The organism is Candidatus Dormiibacter sp., assembly GCF_050999135.1.
GTDB classification, from domain to species: domain Bacteria; phylum Chloroflexota; class Dormibacteria; order Dormibacterales; family Dormibacteraceae; genus Dormiibacter; species Dormiibacter spiritus.
This window is the reverse complement of sequence record NZ_JBPCPN010000020.1, coordinates 1-16,698: the sequence shown is the minus strand read 5'-3', so window position 1 is coordinate 16,698 and position 16,698 is coordinate 1. Positions and strand designations below refer to the sequence as shown.

General features: G+C 66.0%; 18 protein-coding genes. 2 read left to right on the top strand and 16 right to left on the bottom strand.

Annotated features, from left to right (window positions below; all coding sequences use genetic code 11):
* Positions 1-7: 7 nt before the first annotated feature.
* Complete coding sequence (locus tag ACR2MZ_RS04645) at positions 8-568, bottom strand: mechanosensitive ion channel domain-containing protein (protein ID WP_434003903.1); 561 nt, start codon at positions 566-568, stop codon at positions 8-10.
* A 41-nt stretch (positions 569-609) separates the two neighbouring features.
* Entirely contained in the window at positions 610-1,269 is a 660-nt protein-coding gene (locus ACR2MZ_RS04640) for a 50S ribosomal protein L25 (protein ID WP_434003902.1), read from the bottom strand.
* A 103-nt stretch (positions 1,270-1,372) separates the two neighbouring features.
* Between ACR2MZ_RS04640 and ACR2MZ_RS04635 the strand changes: the two genes are divergently transcribed.
* Complete coding sequence (locus ACR2MZ_RS04635; protein ID WP_434003901.1) at positions 1,373-2,734, top strand: L,D-transpeptidase; 1,362 nt, start codon at positions 1,373-1,375, stop codon at positions 2,732-2,734.
* 33 nt (positions 2,735-2,767) lie between these two features.
* Here the strand turns inward: ACR2MZ_RS04635 and ACR2MZ_RS04630 are convergent, their stop codons facing one another.
* The 8 genes from ACR2MZ_RS04630 to ACR2MZ_RS04595 form a co-directional block, all read right to left on the bottom strand.
* Positions 2,768-3,196: a cobalamin B12-binding domain-containing protein gene (locus tag ACR2MZ_RS04630; protein WP_350340675.1), complete on the bottom strand. Its 429-nt coding sequence runs from the start codon at positions 3,194-3,196 to the stop codon at positions 2,768-2,770.
* A 5-nt stretch (positions 3,197-3,201) separates the two neighbouring features.
* Positions 3,202-4,854 (bottom strand): acyl-CoA mutase large subunit family protein, encoded by a 1,653-nt coding sequence (locus tag ACR2MZ_RS04625; protein WP_434003900.1) that lies wholly within the window; start codon positions 4,852-4,854, stop codon positions 3,202-3,204.
* Between the two features lie 54 nt (positions 4,855-4,908).
* On the bottom strand, positions 4,909-5,868 hold the full coding sequence (gene meaB, locus ACR2MZ_RS04620; RefSeq protein ID WP_434003899.1) for a methylmalonyl Co-A mutase-associated GTPase MeaB: 960 nt from the start codon (positions 5,866-5,868) through the stop codon (positions 4,909-4,911).
* Positions 5,869-5,956: 88 nt separating this feature from the next.
* The gene (locus tag ACR2MZ_RS04615) at positions 5,957-7,390 is read right to left on the bottom strand and encodes an LCP family protein (protein ID WP_434003898.1); all 1,434 of its coding nucleotides are present in this window, start codon (positions 7,388-7,390) and stop codon (positions 5,957-5,959) included.
* Between the two features lie 97 nt (positions 7,391-7,487).
* Positions 7,488-8,285, bottom strand: coding sequence for a DUF4190 domain-containing protein (locus ACR2MZ_RS04610; protein ID WP_434003897.1), 798 nt, complete (start codon positions 8,283-8,285; stop codon positions 7,488-7,490).
* Positions 8,286-8,306: 21 nt separating this feature from the next.
* Positions 8,307-9,008 (bottom strand): DUF4013 domain-containing protein, encoded by a 702-nt coding sequence (locus ACR2MZ_RS04605; RefSeq protein ID WP_434003896.1) that lies wholly within the window; start codon positions 9,006-9,008, stop codon positions 8,307-8,309.
* Between the two features lie 94 nt (positions 9,009-9,102).
* Positions 9,103-10,239: an acyl-CoA dehydrogenase family protein gene (locus ACR2MZ_RS04600; protein ID WP_434003895.1), complete on the bottom strand. Its 1,137-nt coding sequence runs from the start codon at positions 10,237-10,239 to the stop codon at positions 9,103-9,105.
* 9 nt (positions 10,240-10,248) lie between these two features.
* Positions 10,249-11,394: an acyl-CoA dehydrogenase family protein gene (locus ACR2MZ_RS04595; protein ID WP_434003894.1), complete on the bottom strand. Its 1,146-nt coding sequence runs from the start codon at positions 11,392-11,394 to the stop codon at positions 10,249-10,251.
* A 25-nt stretch (positions 11,395-11,419) separates the two neighbouring features.
* On the opposite strand from ACR2MZ_RS04595, the gene ACR2MZ_RS04590 reads away from it, so the two are divergent.
* A complete protein-coding gene (locus ACR2MZ_RS04590) occupies positions 11,420-11,842 on the top strand; it encodes a hypothetical protein (RefSeq protein WP_434003893.1) in 423 nt (140 codons plus the stop codon).
* Between the two features lie 13 nt (positions 11,843-11,855).
* On the opposite strand, the gene ACR2MZ_RS04585 is transcribed toward ACR2MZ_RS04590, so the two are convergent.
* The 6 genes from ACR2MZ_RS04585 to ACR2MZ_RS04560 are packed head-to-tail and all read right to left on the bottom strand — an operon-like array spanning position 11,856 to position 16,337.
* Positions 11,856-13,019, bottom strand: coding sequence for an acyl-CoA dehydrogenase family protein (locus tag ACR2MZ_RS04585; protein WP_434003892.1), 1,164 nt, complete (start codon positions 13,017-13,019; stop codon positions 11,856-11,858).
* Positions 13,020-13,062: 43 nt separating this feature from the next.
* Positions 13,063-13,491 carry a DUF2752 domain-containing protein gene (locus ACR2MZ_RS04580; protein ID WP_434003891.1) on the bottom strand — a complete coding sequence of 143 codons (429 nt, stop codon included), beginning with the start codon at positions 13,489-13,491 and terminating at the stop codon, positions 13,063-13,065.
* A 45-nt stretch (positions 13,492-13,536) separates the two neighbouring features.
* Positions 13,537-14,454: a succinate--CoA ligase subunit alpha gene (gene sucD, locus ACR2MZ_RS04575; RefSeq protein ID WP_434003890.1), complete on the bottom strand. Its 918-nt coding sequence runs from the start codon at positions 14,452-14,454 to the stop codon at positions 13,537-13,539.
* The gene (gene sucC / locus ACR2MZ_RS04570) at positions 14,451-15,578 is read right to left on the bottom strand and encodes an ADP-forming succinate--CoA ligase subunit beta (RefSeq protein ID WP_434003889.1); all 1,128 of its coding nucleotides are present in this window, start codon (positions 15,576-15,578) and stop codon (positions 14,451-14,453) included. The genes sucD and sucC overlap by 4 nt, the downstream gene beginning before the upstream one ends.
* A gap of 43 nt (positions 15,579-15,621) precedes the next feature.
* A complete protein-coding gene (locus ACR2MZ_RS04565) occupies positions 15,622-16,038 on the bottom strand; it encodes a type II toxin-antitoxin system VapC family toxin (RefSeq protein ID WP_434003888.1) in 417 nt (138 codons plus the stop codon).
* A complete protein-coding gene (locus ACR2MZ_RS04560) occupies positions 16,035-16,337 on the bottom strand; it encodes a type II toxin-antitoxin system Phd/YefM family antitoxin (RefSeq protein ID WP_434003887.1) in 303 nt (100 codons plus the stop codon). Before ACR2MZ_RS04560 ends, ACR2MZ_RS04565 begins: the two co-directional genes overlap by 4 nt.
* Positions 16,338-16,698 lie beyond the last annotated feature (361 nt).

The window sequence follows — 16,698 nt, the reverse complement described above, 5'->3', positions numbered from 1 at the left end:
CTCGGCTTCAGGCTCCGGCTGGGGCCTCAGGCTCCGGTTTGGACTTCGGGCTGGCCCAATCGGGAGGCGCGGCCCGCACGGTCACGGTGTTGCTGAAGAGTGAGATGTTGGGGATCACTATGAGCGCGCCGTCCTCGCCTCGCAGGTAGGTGGTGCGCATGCGCACCTCCTCCACCCGACCGGTCGCCCCGCCCGTCTCCAACAGCTCGCCGACCACGACGTTCCGCTCCAGCAGAACGTAGAAGCCGGCGACATAGCTCTTGAAGATGTCCTGCAGGCCCAGGCTGGTCACGAAAGCCGCGACCAGCAGCCCGGTCAGGCCGGCAGCAGCATTTCCCAGCGAGAGGGAGATGAACTCGAAGACACCGAGCCCGATCAGCCCCGCGTAGACGGCGCGCTCGGTGAGCAGTGCCATGTCGGGCCTGATGTGCCGGCGAGTCAGGGCGCGACGCAGTATGCGCCGGGTGAGCAGCGCCAGCAGGTAGATGAGGGCTAGGACCAGCAGCCCCGAGAGGACCTGCCGGACCGGCGCCAGCGCCTGCGAGTTCCAGTACCAGTCAGGGTTCAAGACCGCCGGCGCCGGTCCGGCCGGCCTGAAGATCGAGGGGACTATTCGGCCCCTTCCGGAGACTGGTCGCCGGCCGGCTCTTCTTCGGCCGCCTCGGCCGGCTCTTCGGCCTGGCCTTCCGCGGCTTCTTCGGCGGCCAGCTCGGCGACCATGTCGCGGCGCGCCGTCAGCTTGACCACCATCTCATCGGGATCATCGACGACACTCACTCCTTGAGGGAGCCGCAGTTCGCCCACCCGGATGCCCTCGTCGATTTCCTGCAGGCCCGAGATATCGACATCGACGACGTCCGGGATGTCAGTGGGCAGGCACTCGACCTTGAGGTTGTGAAGCACGTGCAGGACGTCGGCGTCGCCGGCATCGACCAGGGCCGGGAGGCCGCTCACCGTCACTGGCACCTCCACCTGCAGCTTCTCCCGCAGGCTGACCTGGTGAAAATCGACGTGGACGACGTGGTGCCAGCGAGGCGAATGCTGGATCTCCTTGACCAGGACCTTGTGCGGTCTTCCGTCGTCGATTACCAAGTCGATCAACGACGTTCGTCCCACCCTGGCGAAGACCCTTCCGAAGTCGCGCGCGTCGAGCTGCAGGTTGAAGGCCTTGGTGCGGTGGCCGTAGAGGACGGCGGGCAGCAGGCCCTGATGGCGGAGCTTGCGGCTGGCCTTGCCCAGGCTGTCCCGCGTGTTGGCATTCAGTTGCATACGGTCTCCAAGAGTGAGTCAAGTCGCCTTTCAGCGGGCGCGAGTATCATCTGCAGTGCGCGAAACAAAACGCTGTTGCCGCGCGTTCAAGTTTAGCAACTCAATGCGAAAAATCACCAGAATCTACGTTCTCGTCGCACTCAACCTGGTGGCTCTCATCGCCCTCGGCGGTTCCCTCCTGCTAACTGCTGACCGCGAGAGCAGCCGTGCCCAAGCCCAGTTTGAGCAGAACCGCGCGCGTCTGAGCGCCGCGCTGCAGCAGGCGCAGGCGCAGGGCTACTCGGCCGCGGACCTTCAGCCCTTCGCCGGCGCGCTCTCAGGTATGGACCACAGCCAAGCGCCCTCCTGGCCACCGGCTCGGGTTCAATTCTTTCGATCCAATGCCACCACAGCGGATCAGCTGAACAGCCAGCTGACTGTGCGTGAGCGTCAGCTGCTCGAATCGGCTCAGAGCGACGCTGCCAACCAGATCAAGACCGACCAGGCCGCCCTGGCCAACAGCCAGGCGATCGGCGTCGACCCGGCTGACATGACTCCCCTGCAGCAGCAGCTGGACGGCGCGGTGAAGGAGCAGGGCGCTGCTCACACCATCACCGACTACCGCAAGGTGTCGGCCGACGCCCAGGCACTCAACAACGACATCGCCACCCTGGCCGCCAACCAGGCCAAGGAGAACGACGCCATCCAAACGGCGGCCGCCGATCTGAAGGGCAAGACCGCCGGCAATCTGGACGCCATCCACAAGGCCGGCCAGGACGCTCTGACCGAGGGCCGCAACAACGCGACGGCAGCCGCCTACCTGAACAAGCCCAGCCCCTTCAAGGGCTGGAACGCTGTCAACTCGGCTTACGCGAAGCTCGAGAAATACGCCGCCAAGCTTGGCTCAGGCAACGTGGATGAGGCAGCCGTGGCTGCCGCCGCCCTCCAGCGCTACAACCTCCAGATCCACGACGGGCTCTTCAGCAATCTGCCCCCGAAGGCGATCCTGATGCAGCATGACGCCCAGCAGCTGTGGGCTTACGAGAACGGCCAGGAGGTCCGCTCCACTCAGATCACCACCGGCCGGCCGGCTCTGCCCACCGACATCGGCCCCATGAAGGTGCTCAGCAAGTCACATCCGTGGAAGATGCACTCGCCCTGGCCGAAGGGGTCGCCCTACTGGTACCCGGACACGATGGTTCAGTACGTGCTCTGGTTCACCAATACGGGTGAAGGCCTCCACGACGCGCCCTGGCAGGGCTGCTGCTGGGGCCCCGGCTCCGAGAACAACGAGTCGCTCGCCAGCCATGGCTGCATTCACGTGCCCTACGACACCGAGGTCTGGATGTTCAACTGGGCGCCCGAAGGCACGCCAGTGATCTTCTACCCGGGGGATGGCAGCCCCGTCCAGAACCAGCTCGCTCAGATCACCACCGACGACAAGGGCAATCCGCTGAGCGGTCCTGGCGGCGCCCGCGGTATTTAGGGAGACGGTAACCGGTCTCCGCCGGCGCTGATCCTAGCGGGCGGGGAAGCGGTTGCGCAGCCAGTCGATGATCGACTGCAGCGGGGCGCCCGGCGTGAAGATCTCAGCCACCCCCTGCTTCTTCAACTCGACTATGTCGTCCTCGGGCACTATGCCCCCACCGAAGACCACTATGTCCTCGGCCCTTCGCCTCCTCAGCTCTTCGACCACTGCGGGAAAGAGGGTCATGTGCGCGCCCGAGTGGAGCGAGAGACCGATTACCTGAGCGTCCTCCTGCAGGGCGGCCTCGACAACCATTTGCGGGGTTTGCCGCAGGCCCGTGTAGATGATCTCGAAGCCGGCGTCGCGCAGGGCTCGGGCAACCACCTTCACGCCGCGGTCATGTCCGTCCAGGCCCACTTTGGCCAGCACTATCCTGACTGGTCGAGCGGGCTCCTCGACCTGCGCGCCGGCGGCCGCCACCTCGCTCAAATCACAGCCTTCTCGGTGTAGAGGCCGAAGACGTCAACCATGGCGCCCATGATCTCCCCCTCCGTGCAGTAGGCGCGGACGGCGTCGAGAATGTAGGGCATCAGGTTCTCACTCGGCGAGGCGGCTGCCTTGCGCAGCTCAGTCACCGCCTTTGCGGCCCGCGCCTGATCTCGTCGGCGGCGAACTTCACGAACGCGCTCCACCTGTTCCTGTTCCAGGCGGGGCGGGATGCGGAGGATCTCGATCTCGTCCTCCTCATTGCCGGCGGTGAACTCGTTCACGCCCACTATGAGGCGCTGGCGCGTCTCCAGCTCCTGCTGATGGCGGAAAGCGGCGTCCGCGATCTCCTTCTGCATGAAGCCCGCCTCGATGGCCGGGATGACGCCGCCGTAGGCGTCGATCCGCTCGAAGTACGCCTCCGCCTCCGCCTCCATCCGGTCGGTCAGCGCCTCGACGAAGTAGGAGCCGCCAAGCGGGTCGACAGTGTTGGCGACCCCGCTCTCGAAAGCGAGCATCTGCTGCGTGCGAAGCGCTATGCGAGCGGACTTGTCAGTGGGCAAACCCAGAACCTCATCCATGGCGTTCGTGTGCAGCGACTGGGTCCCCCCGAGCACCGCTGAGAGCGCCTCGATGGCCGTCCGGGCGACGTTCAGCTCCGGTTGCTGGGCAGTGAGTGAAACGCCTGCCGTCTGCGTGTGAAAGCGGAGCTTCAAGGAGCGTTCGTCCTGGGCGCCGTAGCGGTCCCGCAGGTGACGAGCCCAGATGCGGCGCGCGGCGCGGAACTTCGCTATCTCCTCGAAGAAGTCTATGTGCGCGTCAAAGAAGTACGCCAGCCGTGGCGCGAAGTCATCGATCTTCAGACCTCGTTCGAGGCACGCGTCGACGTAGGCGAAGCCGTCAGCAAGCGTGAACGCAAGCTCCTGAGCAGCTGTCGAGCCCGCTTCCCGGATGTGATAACCGGAGATGGAGACCGTGTTCCAGCGCGGCACCTCCTTGGCGCAGTACTCGATCGAATCGACCACCAGCCGCATCGAGGGCTCGGGCGGGAAGATGAACTCCTTCTGAGCGATGAACTCCTTCAGGATGTCGTTCTGGAGCGTGCCGTTCAGCTGCTTCATCGACGCGCCCTGTTTCTCGGCCACCGCCAGGTACATGCAGAGCAGAACAGCGGCAGGTGAATTGATAGTCATCGAGGTAGAGACCTGAGCCAGCGGTATGCCCCGGAACAGCGTCTCCATGTCGTCCAGGGAGTCAATCGCCACGCCGCAGTGACCGATCTCGCCCCGGCTGGTGGGAGCGTCAGAGTCCTGGCCCATCAGGGTTGGCATGTCAAACGCCACCGAGAGCCCTGTCTGACCGTTCTCCAGCAGGTAGTTGTACCGTCGGTTGGTTTCAGCCGCGGTTGCGAAGCCCGCGAACTGGCGCATCGTCCAGAGCCTGCCGCGATAGCCGGCGGCGTGAATGCCCCGCGTATAGGGAAACTCGCCCGGCAGCTCCTCCGGCCCGTCAGCCGGCGAAGCTGAGGTGTAGAGAGGCTCGATCTCCGCTCCCGAAACTGTTGTGGCGCTCACGCCATCACTACGCTTCGGCGCTGCCTCGAACTGCCGCTGCCACTCAGCGAACGTCTCCTTCGCGTAGCGAACCTTCACGCTTCGGACTGTACCAATCGGCCTGCGCCGCCTTGTTGCGGGAACAGCCCTGATTCAGGTTCTGGCTGCCTCAGGCACGAGGCGGCCACCAGCGCGGGTCAGGATCTCCTCGGCGGCGGCATAGGGGATGCGATCGCGACGCAGGCGGCCGGCGACCGCCTCATCCTGGTCCAAGAGACGTCGGGCCTGAGCCCGAGCCCATTCGGCGACCAGATCGGCGGCTTCGTCCTTCAACCGCGCCTCAGCCCGCTCGGCCGCCTCGCCGCTCGCCTCCAGGTGGGCGCGATGGCGCTCAACCGCCGCCAACACCTCGTCCACTCCCTCGCCTTTGATGGCGCTGGCGCCGACGATCGGCGCGCGCCAGCTGAGCTTGGGGCCCATGCTGAGCATGGAACGGATCTCCTGCATGGTCTTCTGGGCGCCCGGCAGGTCTGCCTTGTTGACCACAAAGACGTCGGCTATCTCCATGATTCCTGCCTTGATCATCTGGACGCCGTCGCCCAAGCCCGGCGTCAACACGACCAACGTCGTATCAGCGATGGCGGCCACCTCCAACTCCGACTGGCCGACGCCCACCGTCTCCAGGATGACCTCGTCAAAGCCGAAGGCGCCCAGTAGGCGAACGGCCTCGCGGGTCGCCACCGAGAGACCGCCCAAGTGCCCGCGGGCGCCCATGGATCGGATGTAGACGCCCGGATCAAGGGCGTGCCTCTGCATGCGGATGCGATCCCCCAGGATGGCGCCACCCGAATAGGGCGAGTTGGGGTCGACGGCCAGAACTGCTACCCGCAGCTCGCTCTCGCGGAGATTGCTGACCAGCGCATCGACGAGTGTGGACTTCCCAGTCCCCGGGGCGCCTGTGAAACCGAGCACCCGGGGTCGCCGCGCACCGTTCGCCAGCCCTTCCAGCAGGTGCCTGACCGAAGGGTCCCGCTGCTCGACCAGCGAGATGGCGCGGGCCAGGCCGCGGATGTTGCCGGCTTTGAACTCGGCCAGCAGGTTACGTTCCGGCATGCAGCTCCATCATGGAGCAGACATACGGCTCCTCTGCAGGAGGCCGCCGGCAGAAAAGGGATCTGGCGGCGAAGACGTCTCCTTGCGCTCAGGCGGTTGATTGGCCGAGCCAGCGCAGGGCATAGTCGTGGCCGAGCACGACCACCAAGCCCCCTGCCGGCGGCTGCGGGGTCGGCGACGGCTGGCCGGCCGCCGGCTGTACTACAGTGGCACCGAAGTACTGCTGGAGCCAGCGGGTCGTCTCCGGATAGTGGCCACCCGAATAGTCGTATACGGTGGTTGCTGTAGCGCTGCGGACCCGCTGGGGCGCCTCCACCTGCAGGCCCAGAGGCTTCAGGCTGAGGCTCACCCGATCGCCCAGCTCAGCCAGCGAGCGGCTGCCGTTGGCGATCTGCACAGGCGCCTTCTCAGTCACCACGCTAGGGGCCACAAAGAGGTTGGCGAAGTACTGGTGCATCATTCTCCAGCTGGGATCGAGGGGACAGATCAGGTAGGCCGCGGGGCTGCTGCATTGATCGGTGACCAGGTCGTCGACTGTGATGGCGGCGTGGCCGATGGCGTTGTCCTGCAGTTTGCTCGTCCACGCCTGGAGCGCACGGAGGTTGTTCAGGTCCAGGTCGGTGGAGAAGTCCTTCTGGAGGGCGTCCATGAGCTGCGGCACCTTGGTTAAGGCGTTCACCGAAGCGGCCTGTTTGCGGATTGCGCTGAGGAGAAGCTGCTGGCGCCGGGAGCGTCCAAAGTCGCTGGCCTCCGCCGGCTGCTTAGCGTGGCGCGAGCGCGCCAGCTGGAGGGCCTGCTCGCCGTTGATGTGCTGACAGCCCTTCTGAAAGTGGATGCCGCCCTTCACAAAGCCGTCGTGATAATCCGGGTACTGGTAGTCGTCAAGAGGTCCGTCCAAGCAGACGTCGATGCCGCCCATGGCGTCGACCACATCGCGGAAAGCCTTGAAGTCGGCGGCCAGATAGCCATCGAACTTGAGCCCAGTCACGGCGGTTACGGTTTGCTCGGCGAGCCGGCCGCCGCGGTCTTTACCTGTCCGGAACTGGCTCTTCTGACCGGTCCAACCCTGTGTGTCCATGGCCACCGAGTAAGCGGTGTTTACTTTCTCGGTCACCGGAGGGGCATTTTGGAAGGCGTCGATCTTGACCTGGAGGTCTCGCGGGATGGAGACCTGCATGACCCTGCCGCTGGCCGGGTCCAGGCTCACGACCACCATCGAGTCGGTCAACCAGGGAGCGTCGTTCTCCGCCCCGCCGTAGCCGAGCAGCAGCAGGTTCACCTGCTCCTTGTGATTGAGCTTCCAAGCGATGGAGCCAGGAGCCGGCCGAAAGGCTTCCTGAGCTTCCTGGAAGGGATTGCTGAACCCGGTCACGCTGTGCAGGAAGCTCTGGGCCCGGTAGGCGGCAAAGCCACCCACGAGAATCACCAGTGCCAGCGCGGCGGCGAGAACTACTCGCTTGCGAGGCCGAGAAGAGGGCTCGCTTGTGATCGCTTCTGACGAGGGTGGGAAAGGCGTTGACATGGGAGCCGGCTACCTCTTCTGAGTGGAACGTGGAGTGGGAAGGAAAGGGAGCGGAAGGGCCGCCCGCGGCAGGCGGACGGTCCCTAGCCTACGTGATCTAGCCGCCGCCGCGGGAGTTGATTACGACAGCGACGATGGCGTAGATGATGCCGCCGAGCAGCAGGACTGTGCCGATGATACCCAGAATGAGTCCCGCGGTCGCCATTCCTCCGCCACCGATGGTTCCACCGCTGGCGGCAACGCGGCGGCGGGCGCTGAGGCTCAGGAAGACCGCGACAGGCCCGCAGAGCGCGCAGCAGAGGACGCTGATGATGCCCAGGATCAGCGACCAGAGAGCACCGTTGTCGCGGGGAGCGGCGGCCAGAGCGCCACCCGCTGTCGCGTAAGAGGGCGGTGGGCTGTAGGACCCACCCGGGTACTGCGAGCCGCTTGAATAAGGCTGGTTCTGCGGGGTGTAGGACGGGGCCGGCGGGGGCGGTGGTACGCCCTGGCCCGACTGCGGCTGCCAACCACCTGTCGGGCCCTGGCCCGGCGGCTGGGGCGGCTGCCACCCACCAGACGCGCTGGCCCCTTGACCAGGCTGGGAAGGTGGTTGCCAACCGCCAGACCCGCTGGCACCCTGACCAGGCTGGGGAGGTGGCTGCCAACCACCAGCACTGCTCGGCGGCGGCGGCGGTCCGCCCGGACCGTGCTCGGAGGGTGGCTGCCAGCCGCCCGAGCTGCCGGAGCCGCCCGACGCCGGGCCCTGGCCTGACTCAGAGGGCGGCTGCGAACCACCGGGGCCGCCGGAGCTGCCCGAAGACGAGCCCTGGCCGGACTGTGAGGGGGGCTGCCAGCCACCCGACCCGCCGGAAGAACCGGGCGGGTTGGGAGGCGGCGGCGGATTTTCGCTCAAGGCAAGACTCCTTATCAGTTATCAGTAGGTCGGTTGGGACGGATAGTAACCGGGATTGCTGGGAGGTGGCTGGGGAATTCTGGCCTGGCGCCGCTGCTCCAGATAGACCATGGCACCCGCATCCACCAGATAGGCATATGGGATGGTGAAGGCCACGCCCACAATGCAGGCGATGACGCCCACCTGGCCCAGAAGCTGGCCGACGAAGCGGCCGAGCGCTGCCATGAACGAGTCCAGCGGGGCCGCCCGGAACTCGTTTATGACAGCTGGCAGGTTGAGGCCAGCCCCGATGCCGCCGTAGTAGGTCCGCAGCAGGATCACCGGAGTCAACAGCGCCAGCCCGAGTGCCAGCACCAGCGCCCCCAAGTAGCCGGCCAGGATCACCAGGAAGCCGAGAACACCGAGAGTCCCAGTCGTGCCGGAATCACCGCTCACGTTGGCGCCGATGGCTGTGAGTCCGATTCCAACCAGGTACACGATGCCCAGCAAGACGGCGACGACCAGGCCGTAGAGCAGCAGCACCACACCTGGGTTGACGCCTCGACCGATGTAGCCGAACCCAGCCGGAGGAATCTCCTGGCGCCCGCCGCGGAGGTTGTCGAAGGCTGTGTAGACCCACCCATACAGGTTGACCACAATCACTGTGTTGAGCAGCGGCACGAACAACAGGAGGCAGATGAGTCCCATGAGGAGGATTTTCGAGACCCAACTCTGATCCCTCATCGGCCAGGCGAGCATGTCGCCAAAGTCGTACATACAGCCGGAAACTATATAACGGGTCGATTAAGCGGGGGGCGAACCGGCTCCAGCGACCTGCTCAGCGCAGCAGTGCGCGAGCGATCACTATGCGCTGGATCTGGTTGGTGCCCTCGTAGATCTGAGTGATCTTGGCGTCGCGCATCATCCGCTCGACCGGATAGTGCTGGATATAGCCATATCCGCCCAAGACCTGCACAGCGTCGGTAGTCACCTTCATGGCCATGTCGCTCGCGAACAGCTTGGCCATGGCAGCCATCTTCGTCAGATCCTCCGCGTGCGAATCGACCTTGGTAGCGGCCAGGTAGACGAGGTGCCGCGCGGCTTCAATCTGGGTGGCCATGTCGGCCAGCATGAACTGCAAGCCCTGGAATTCGGCGATCGGCCGGCCGAACTGGCGGCGCTCTTTGGCGTAGTTGAGGGCGTACTCAAACGCCCCCTCGGCGATGCCGAGCGCCTGCGCTCCGATCCCCGGTCGCGAGCGATCCAGCACGCCGAGCGCGAGCTTGAAGCCCTGGCCCTCCTCGCCCAGCCGGTTGCGCGCCGGGACCCGCACCTCGTCGAAGGCAAGCATCGCCGTCGGCGAGCCCCTGATGCCCAGCTTGTGCTCCAGCTTGATGACCGTCCAGGGGCTCTCTTCCCGCTCCAGCACGAAAGCCGAGGTGCCGCGGGAACCGCCATCAGGATCGGTTCGGGCGAAGACGACAAGTGTGTCAGCCAGGCTGCCGTGGGTGATGAAGATCTTGCTGCCGGAGAGGACGTACTCATCGCCATAGCGCTTGGCGCTGGTCCGCATGGCCGCCGCGTCGGAGCCCGAATCAGGCTCCGAAAGCGCATAGGCGGCGACCCTGCCCTCCGCCAGCGGAGGACAAAGCCGCTTCTTCTGCTCCTCGGAGCCGGCCAGCAGGATCGGATAGGAGCCGAGCGCCTGCACCGCCAGGATCAGCGAGGAACTCGTGCAGGCCTTCGCGATCTCCTCCACCGCCATGCAGATGGTGACGCTGGAACCTGAGATGCCGCCGTACTCCTCCGGAAACGGGATGGCAAGGATGCCGTTCTCCGCGAACAGCTTCTCCAGGTCAGCCGGGTACTCGGACTTCTCATCTATCTCCGCCGCGCGAGGCGCCACCCGGTCTTGGACGAGCTCCCGGACGGTGTCCCGGATGGCCAGCTGCTCGGCCGAGAAATTGAAGTCCATACGCTGAGTTTATGGCCGCCCTCTGAGCAGGGAGCGAGCTATGACCAGGCGCTGAACCTGGTTCGTACCCTCATAGATCTGCAGCGCCTTGGCATCCCGGAAGTGTCTCTCGAAGGGCTGTTCACATAGGTATCCGGGCTCGCCGGCCAGCTCGACACCCTGGCTGGCAGCGTGCATGGCAAGGTCCGTGCAGAAGAGCTTCGCCAGGGCGGCTTCGCGCGTGAACGGCCGGCCGGTCGAGCAGAGTGACGCCGCGTTGTGAGCCAGCTGCCGCCCGGCGGTCAGCTGGGTCGCCAGGTCGGCGAGAACAAAGGACACGCCCTGGTCCAGAGCCACCGGCCGGCCGAGGGGGCGGCGCTGACGCGTGTGGTCAAGCGCGCCCTCGAGCACTGCCCGGGCGATGCCCAGGGCCTGCCCGGAGATGCCGATCCGGCCCGAATCCAGAGCGCGCATGGCGATCGCAAAGCCTGCCCCCTCTGGGCCGAGCAGGTTCGCCGCCGGCACCCTCACCTCTTCCAGCACGAGCTCGCCGGTGACCGAGCCGTTCAGCCCCATCTTGCGAAAGACCTGGCCGACCTTGAGCCCCGCTGAATCGGCCGGTACGAGAAAGGCGCTGATCCCCGTGGCCCCCTCTGCGGCCGTGCGGGCGAAGACCAGGTAGAGCCCGGCCTCCCCCACGTTGGTGATGAAGACCTTGGTTCCGCTCAGAACCCAATCCTGACCCGCCCGCCGGGCGGAAGTGTTCAGGGCTGCGGCGTCTGAGCCGGAGCCCGGCTCCGTAAGTGCGAATCCGCCTAGGGTGCTCCCGCGGGCCAGCGCCGGCAGCCAGCGCTGCTTCTGCGGCTCGCTGCCGAAGAGAACTATCGGCTCACTCGCCACCGAGTTGTGCACGTCGATGATCACCGCCGTGCTGGCACAGGCGCGGGCCAACTCCTCCACCGCCAGCGTGAAGGAAAGGTGATCGAGTCCCGCACCGCCGTACTGACTGGGGATCAGCATGCCCATAAAACCGAGTTCGCCTGCGCGCCGGATGATGTCGCGCGGAAAGGCGTGCTCGCTGTCGATCGCAGCCGCTCTGGGTCTCACTTCCGCCTCGGCAAAGCCCCTGACCGCGTCCTGGATGGCGAGCTGCTCGGCGGAAGGTTCCAGCTGCATGGCGGACCTACAATAGCCATCGCCCATGGATGCTGGACCGCGCTATCTGGAAGGCACCACGATCGGCAGCGGTCGCGACATCATAGGGGTGCGGCGGGATCGGATCAACGCGATCATCGAACAGGGCAAGGAGATAGTCACCCGAGCCAAGCAGGAGAAGATCCTGCCCAACACGATCACAGGCCCCACTGCCGCCCTGCTGGTCACCGTCGCAGGCTTCGGTGAGCCCCTCAGCGAAGGGCAGTGGCGCGAGCTCTCCGGAGTGGTCGGCGGGATCATGCGGGACCCTGATTTCGGTGATCTGTCCCGGCTGCGGACGGTCATCACTCCCGAGCAGTTTGCGATGGTGTCCAGGAATCCGGGCTATGCCCGCTTCTTCCATCGCAAGGACGACGGCCGCTGGGTCTGCGCCCTGACGCCCACGCTTGACGACGTCCCTGACGAGTAAGGCGCAGTTCCGGTCAGCAGCCCAATTCGCGGGCGATCAGCATCCGCTGAACTTCGCTGGTGCCTTCGCCGATCTCGTTGATTTTCACGTCCCGCCAGTACCGAGCCACCGGATAGTCCTCTATGAACCCGTAGCCGCCGTGGATCTGGACAGCCTGGTCAGCCGCCCGCTTGGAAGTCTCTGAGCTGAAGAGCTTGGCCATCGCCGCCAGCCGCCGCACCTCGCCTGTGAGCTTCCCGGCGGAGTTCTGGTACGCGGTGGCGGCGCGGTAGGTGATGAGGCGCGAGAGCTCCACCTCCATCGCCATGTCGGCCAGCTTGAACTGCACAGCCTGGTGCTTGGCGATCGGCCGGCCGAATGCGACCCGTTCCTTGGCGTAGCTGAGTGCGGCGTCCAGGCAAGCCTGGGCCAGCCCGACCGACAGCGCAGCAATCGCCACCCGGCCGCCTGTCAGCGTGTGCAGGAACTGGGAGTAGCCGCCGCCCCGCCGACCAAGCAGGCTGTCTTCAGGCACCCGGCAGCCGTCAAAGGCCAGGGGATGGGTGTCAGAGGAATGCCAGCCGAGCTTGCGATAGGCCGGCTGCACCACGTAACCAGGAGTGCCGGCCGGCACCAGCAGCGCACTGATCTCCGGCTTTCCGGCAGCCGTGCGACCGGTCAGCGCTGTGATCGTCACGCCGGCGGAGATCTCAGTGCCGGAGTTGGTGATGAACTGCTTACTGCCTGAGATGATCCATTCTCCACCCTGCCGTTCGGCCCGCGTGGTGGTGGCGCCAGCGTCTGAGCCGGCGCCCGGCTCAGTCAGCCCGAATGCCCAGAGCCGGTTGCCGGCCAGCAGGTCGGGCAGGAGATCTGCCTTTTGCTGCGAGGTGCCGAAGTCGTGGATGGGCGCAGCTCCCAGCGAGACGGCCGCCTCCAGCGTGATGCCGACTCCGGCGTCCCCCCGGGACAGCTCCTCGATGGCCAGGCAGTAGCTGAGAAAATCCGCGCCGGCGCCTCCGTGCTCCTCGCCAAACGGGAGCCCGAAGAGGCCCAGCTCGCCCATCTGGCGAACTATCTCGTAGGGGAATCGATGCTGCCGGTCCAGCTCCTCCGCCGCCGGAGCTACCACCTGGCTGGCGAAGTCGCGGCAGAGATCGCGGATCCCCCTCTGTTCGTCGCTGAGCTCGAAATCCACGGCCGCCATCCTAAGGGCAAGGGGAGGCACGCCTCCCTGCGGCTCAGTTCGGCAGTACTGTCAGCTTCAGGGCCCAGTTGACCAGCAGCGGCAGGGCGGCCAGAAATGGGAGCGCCCGCAGCAATGCCGGGTGGGCCAGCAGCCGGACGTCCCGGTCTCTCACCAAGGCGACAATCAGTAAGGCCATGCCGACCACAGTCGCCGCGAAGAACACTGGCCCCAGGGGATAGAGCAGCAGGGCGTGGCCGAAGTCACCGTTCCACGTGTAGGCGAAGGAGCGGGTGCCGCCGCAGAGCGGACAGGGATGGCCGGTGACCGCCAGGAAGGGGCAGCGCGGCAGGGTGGCGTTGACGCTGTGCAAGGACCAGAAGAAGCGCGTGTACAGCAGCCAGGCCGAGAAAAACGCGAGCAGGCAAACATTGCGCACGCGGGCGTAGTGGTCGGCCGAAACTACCGCCAGGGCAACCGGCATCACGCCTGCGAGTCTAGCAGTGAGGCGTTCTGGTGAAGCGGTTCATCAGGATTGTCCGGGTTCCGTCTGGTGTTCGCCAGCCGGCCGTCGCGCCGCTGGGGCCCCGACCAACATCTCCACCAGCTCGTCGGTCGTCTCAGCCACGCGGACCCCGGCGGCGCTGAACGCCTCCTCCTTGCTCTTGGCGGTGCCTCGGTTGCCGGAGACGATGGCGCCGGCGTGGCCCATGCGCTTGCCTTCCGGCGCCGTGCGGCCGGAGATGAAGGCGACGGTCTTGAGGCGCGAGCCGCGCCCCAGCAGCTCGGCCGCCCTTTCTTCATCAGTGCCACCGATCTCTCCGATGAGCGCCAGATGGGTAGTTTCCGGATCGTTCTCGAAGAGCTGGACGACGTCCCAAAACGACAGACCCAGCACCGGATCCCCACCTATACCCACTATCGTGGACTGGCCTGCCCCGGCCGAGGTCAGGGCGGCCATCGCCTCGTAGGTGAGTGTGCCGCTGCGGGACACTACGCCGACGTGACCGGGCAGCGAGAACTGCTGCGGGATGATGCCGATCTTGGCCACGCCCGGCGTGATCAGGCCCGGGCAGTTGGGGCCGATCAACCGACAGCCGGGATGGAGACGGAGGAAGTCCTTGACCCGGATCATGTCCTGGATCGGGATGCCCTCGGTGATGCAGACCACCAGCGTCAGGCCGGCCGCCGCCGCCTCCATGATCGCGTCAGCCGCAAACGGGGGCGGCACGAAGATGCCTCCCGCATTGGCGGCTGTCTCGCGCACGGCGTCGGCCACCGTGTTGAAGATCGGCACGCCGAGATGAGTGGTGCCGCCCTTACCGGGGCTGGTTCCAGCGACTACTTTGGTGCCCATCGACTGCATCTGCTCGGTGTGGAAGCTGCCTTCCCGGCCGGTGATGCCCTGCACGACTACCCTGCTGTCGCGGTTCAGGAGGATGCTCATCTAGTCATCTCCACGATCTTCTGAGCTGCCTCCCAGCCGCTGGCGCCCGGCTCGATGCCGTTGGCGCGCAGGATCTCCCGCCCCTCAGTCTCGTTGGTGCCGGAGAGCCTCACCACCAGGGGCAGCCGCAGGTTCAGGCTGTCGCGAGCCTGCACGAGGCCGCGGGCCACCTCGTCGCCCCGGGTGATGCCGCCGAAGACGTTGATCAGCACTCCCCGCACGTTGGGGTTCATGAGGATGACGGAGAGGGCGTTCTCCACCACCTCGGCCTTTGCCCCACCGCCGATGTCGCAGAAGTTGGCGGCCCGGCCGCCTGCGCGCTGGACCAGATCCAGCGTGCCCATGCAGAGTCCAGCGCCATTGCCGATGATCCCCACTTCGCCGTCCAGCGAGACGTAGGTGAGGTTGCGCTTCTTGGCCTCGCGCTCGTAGGGGTCGCCCTCCACCACGTCGCCGTAGCGTTCTTCCAACGCTTTGTGGCGGAAGGCGGCGTTCTCGTCGGTCTCCAGCTTGGCGTCGCCTGCGACCACCTGGCCCTCCTTGCTGATGACAAGCGGGTTGATCTCAGCAGTGACGGCGTCGTAATCGGTGATGGCGCGGTAGAGCTGCCGGATCACAGGCACCAGCGCCCGGCTGTGCGAGCCCAGACCGGCCGCCCAGACCAGCTGATTCAGCTCGAAGTTGAGCGGGCCGCGCCACGGGTTCGGGTAGAGGCGGGCGATGGCCTCGGGTGACTCCTCCGCCAGCTGTTCGATGTCCATGCCGCCATGGGCTGAGAGCATGACGACGTTGGCGCGGGCGTCGCGATCGACTGTGAAGCCCAGGTAGACCTCCTGGGCGATATCCAAAGCGGTCTCGCAGTAGACCAAAGGCACCCGAAAGCCTTTGATGTCCATGCCGATGATCTGCTCCGCCGCCGCCCGGGCCTCGTCGGCGGTCTGAACTAGCTTGATGCCGCCCGCCTTGCCCCGGCCGCCGACCGGCACCTGCGCCTTGACAGCGACCGGACCGAGCTCCGCGCAGGCCCGAGCTGCCTCGTCCGGGGTGGTCGCCACCTTGCCCGATGGGATGGGAATCCCGAGCTGACTCAAGACTTCCTTCGCCTGGTATTCGAGCAGCTTCATCGGTCCGGAAGATTATCCGAATGCCCGCCTCCAGGCGCCGGGGTCAGAGCTTCTGAGGCGGCGGGCGCTGGCCTGGGGTGACGACGGCCAGGCCGGCCGCCCGAGCTGCGCCAGCGAGACGGTGATCGTAGGCGATGAACGCGGTCAGCCCTTCGCCGAGCAGCAGCGCTGAAGCCAGGTGCACCGCGTCAAGGGTGCGCAGCCGCGGATCGCCGATGTCGCAGGCGACATCTTGCACTCCGCGGTCGAGCGAAACAAGGTCGAGGTCATCCACGGCGGCGCGAGCCTCCACCGGGACCTGGCCGCCAAGCCTCCGAGCGGCCCGAATGACCTCCACGCGTCCCAGCTCGCTGGAGACCACCGGTTGCTCAGAGTGCAGGTCGAGCCATTCGCTCAGCGCTAAAGTCTCCTCCTCGCGCCGGACCAGCTTCAGCAGCGCCGAAGAATCCAGATAGATCACAGCCGGTCCTCGCGCTCCACATCGAGCAGCTCCTGGTTGGTCGGCTCGCCGGCAGCTATTGGCATTGGGCGGGGTGACCGAAGGCGCCCGCTTGGGCTGGACGCAGGAACGAGCCGGCCAGCGGCAACCAGCCGGTCCCTTGTGCTCCGGGATCCCCCGGGCGGCGAGAGCAGGGCGACCAGCTCTCCTCGCTCCGTAACTTCCACTGTCTCGCCCGCCTTTACCAGCGCGAGATACCGCGAAGCATTCTGCCGGAGTTCCCGCACACCAATACGTTCCACGCTCCGACAGTAGCACATTGCGTGCTACACGCTTGGCCCGTTAGGTGTTAAGACCGCCAAGAGCCAGCAATCCCGGGTTCGCCGCTACCTTTGGTTGGTGGTCACCAGGAGAGGCGCCCCTCGGCCAGCCCCTTAGAGATCGACCTCAGACTTCGCGGCAAGTCCGGCCGAGTCGTGATCACTTGTCTCGAAAACCAGGATCTCGATGAGTGGGGCTACAGCTTCCTGGCGCCTCCCCACGACCGCACGCCAGGGCCATGTCCTGTCAAGTGGTGTATGACGATGTCCACGTCATCCATAACAACTAACTGGCAGCCGCCAGCTCGGGCAACACCTCCCCCGGCGCAGGAACCTGCGCCTTGCTGAGTGACTCAGCGCT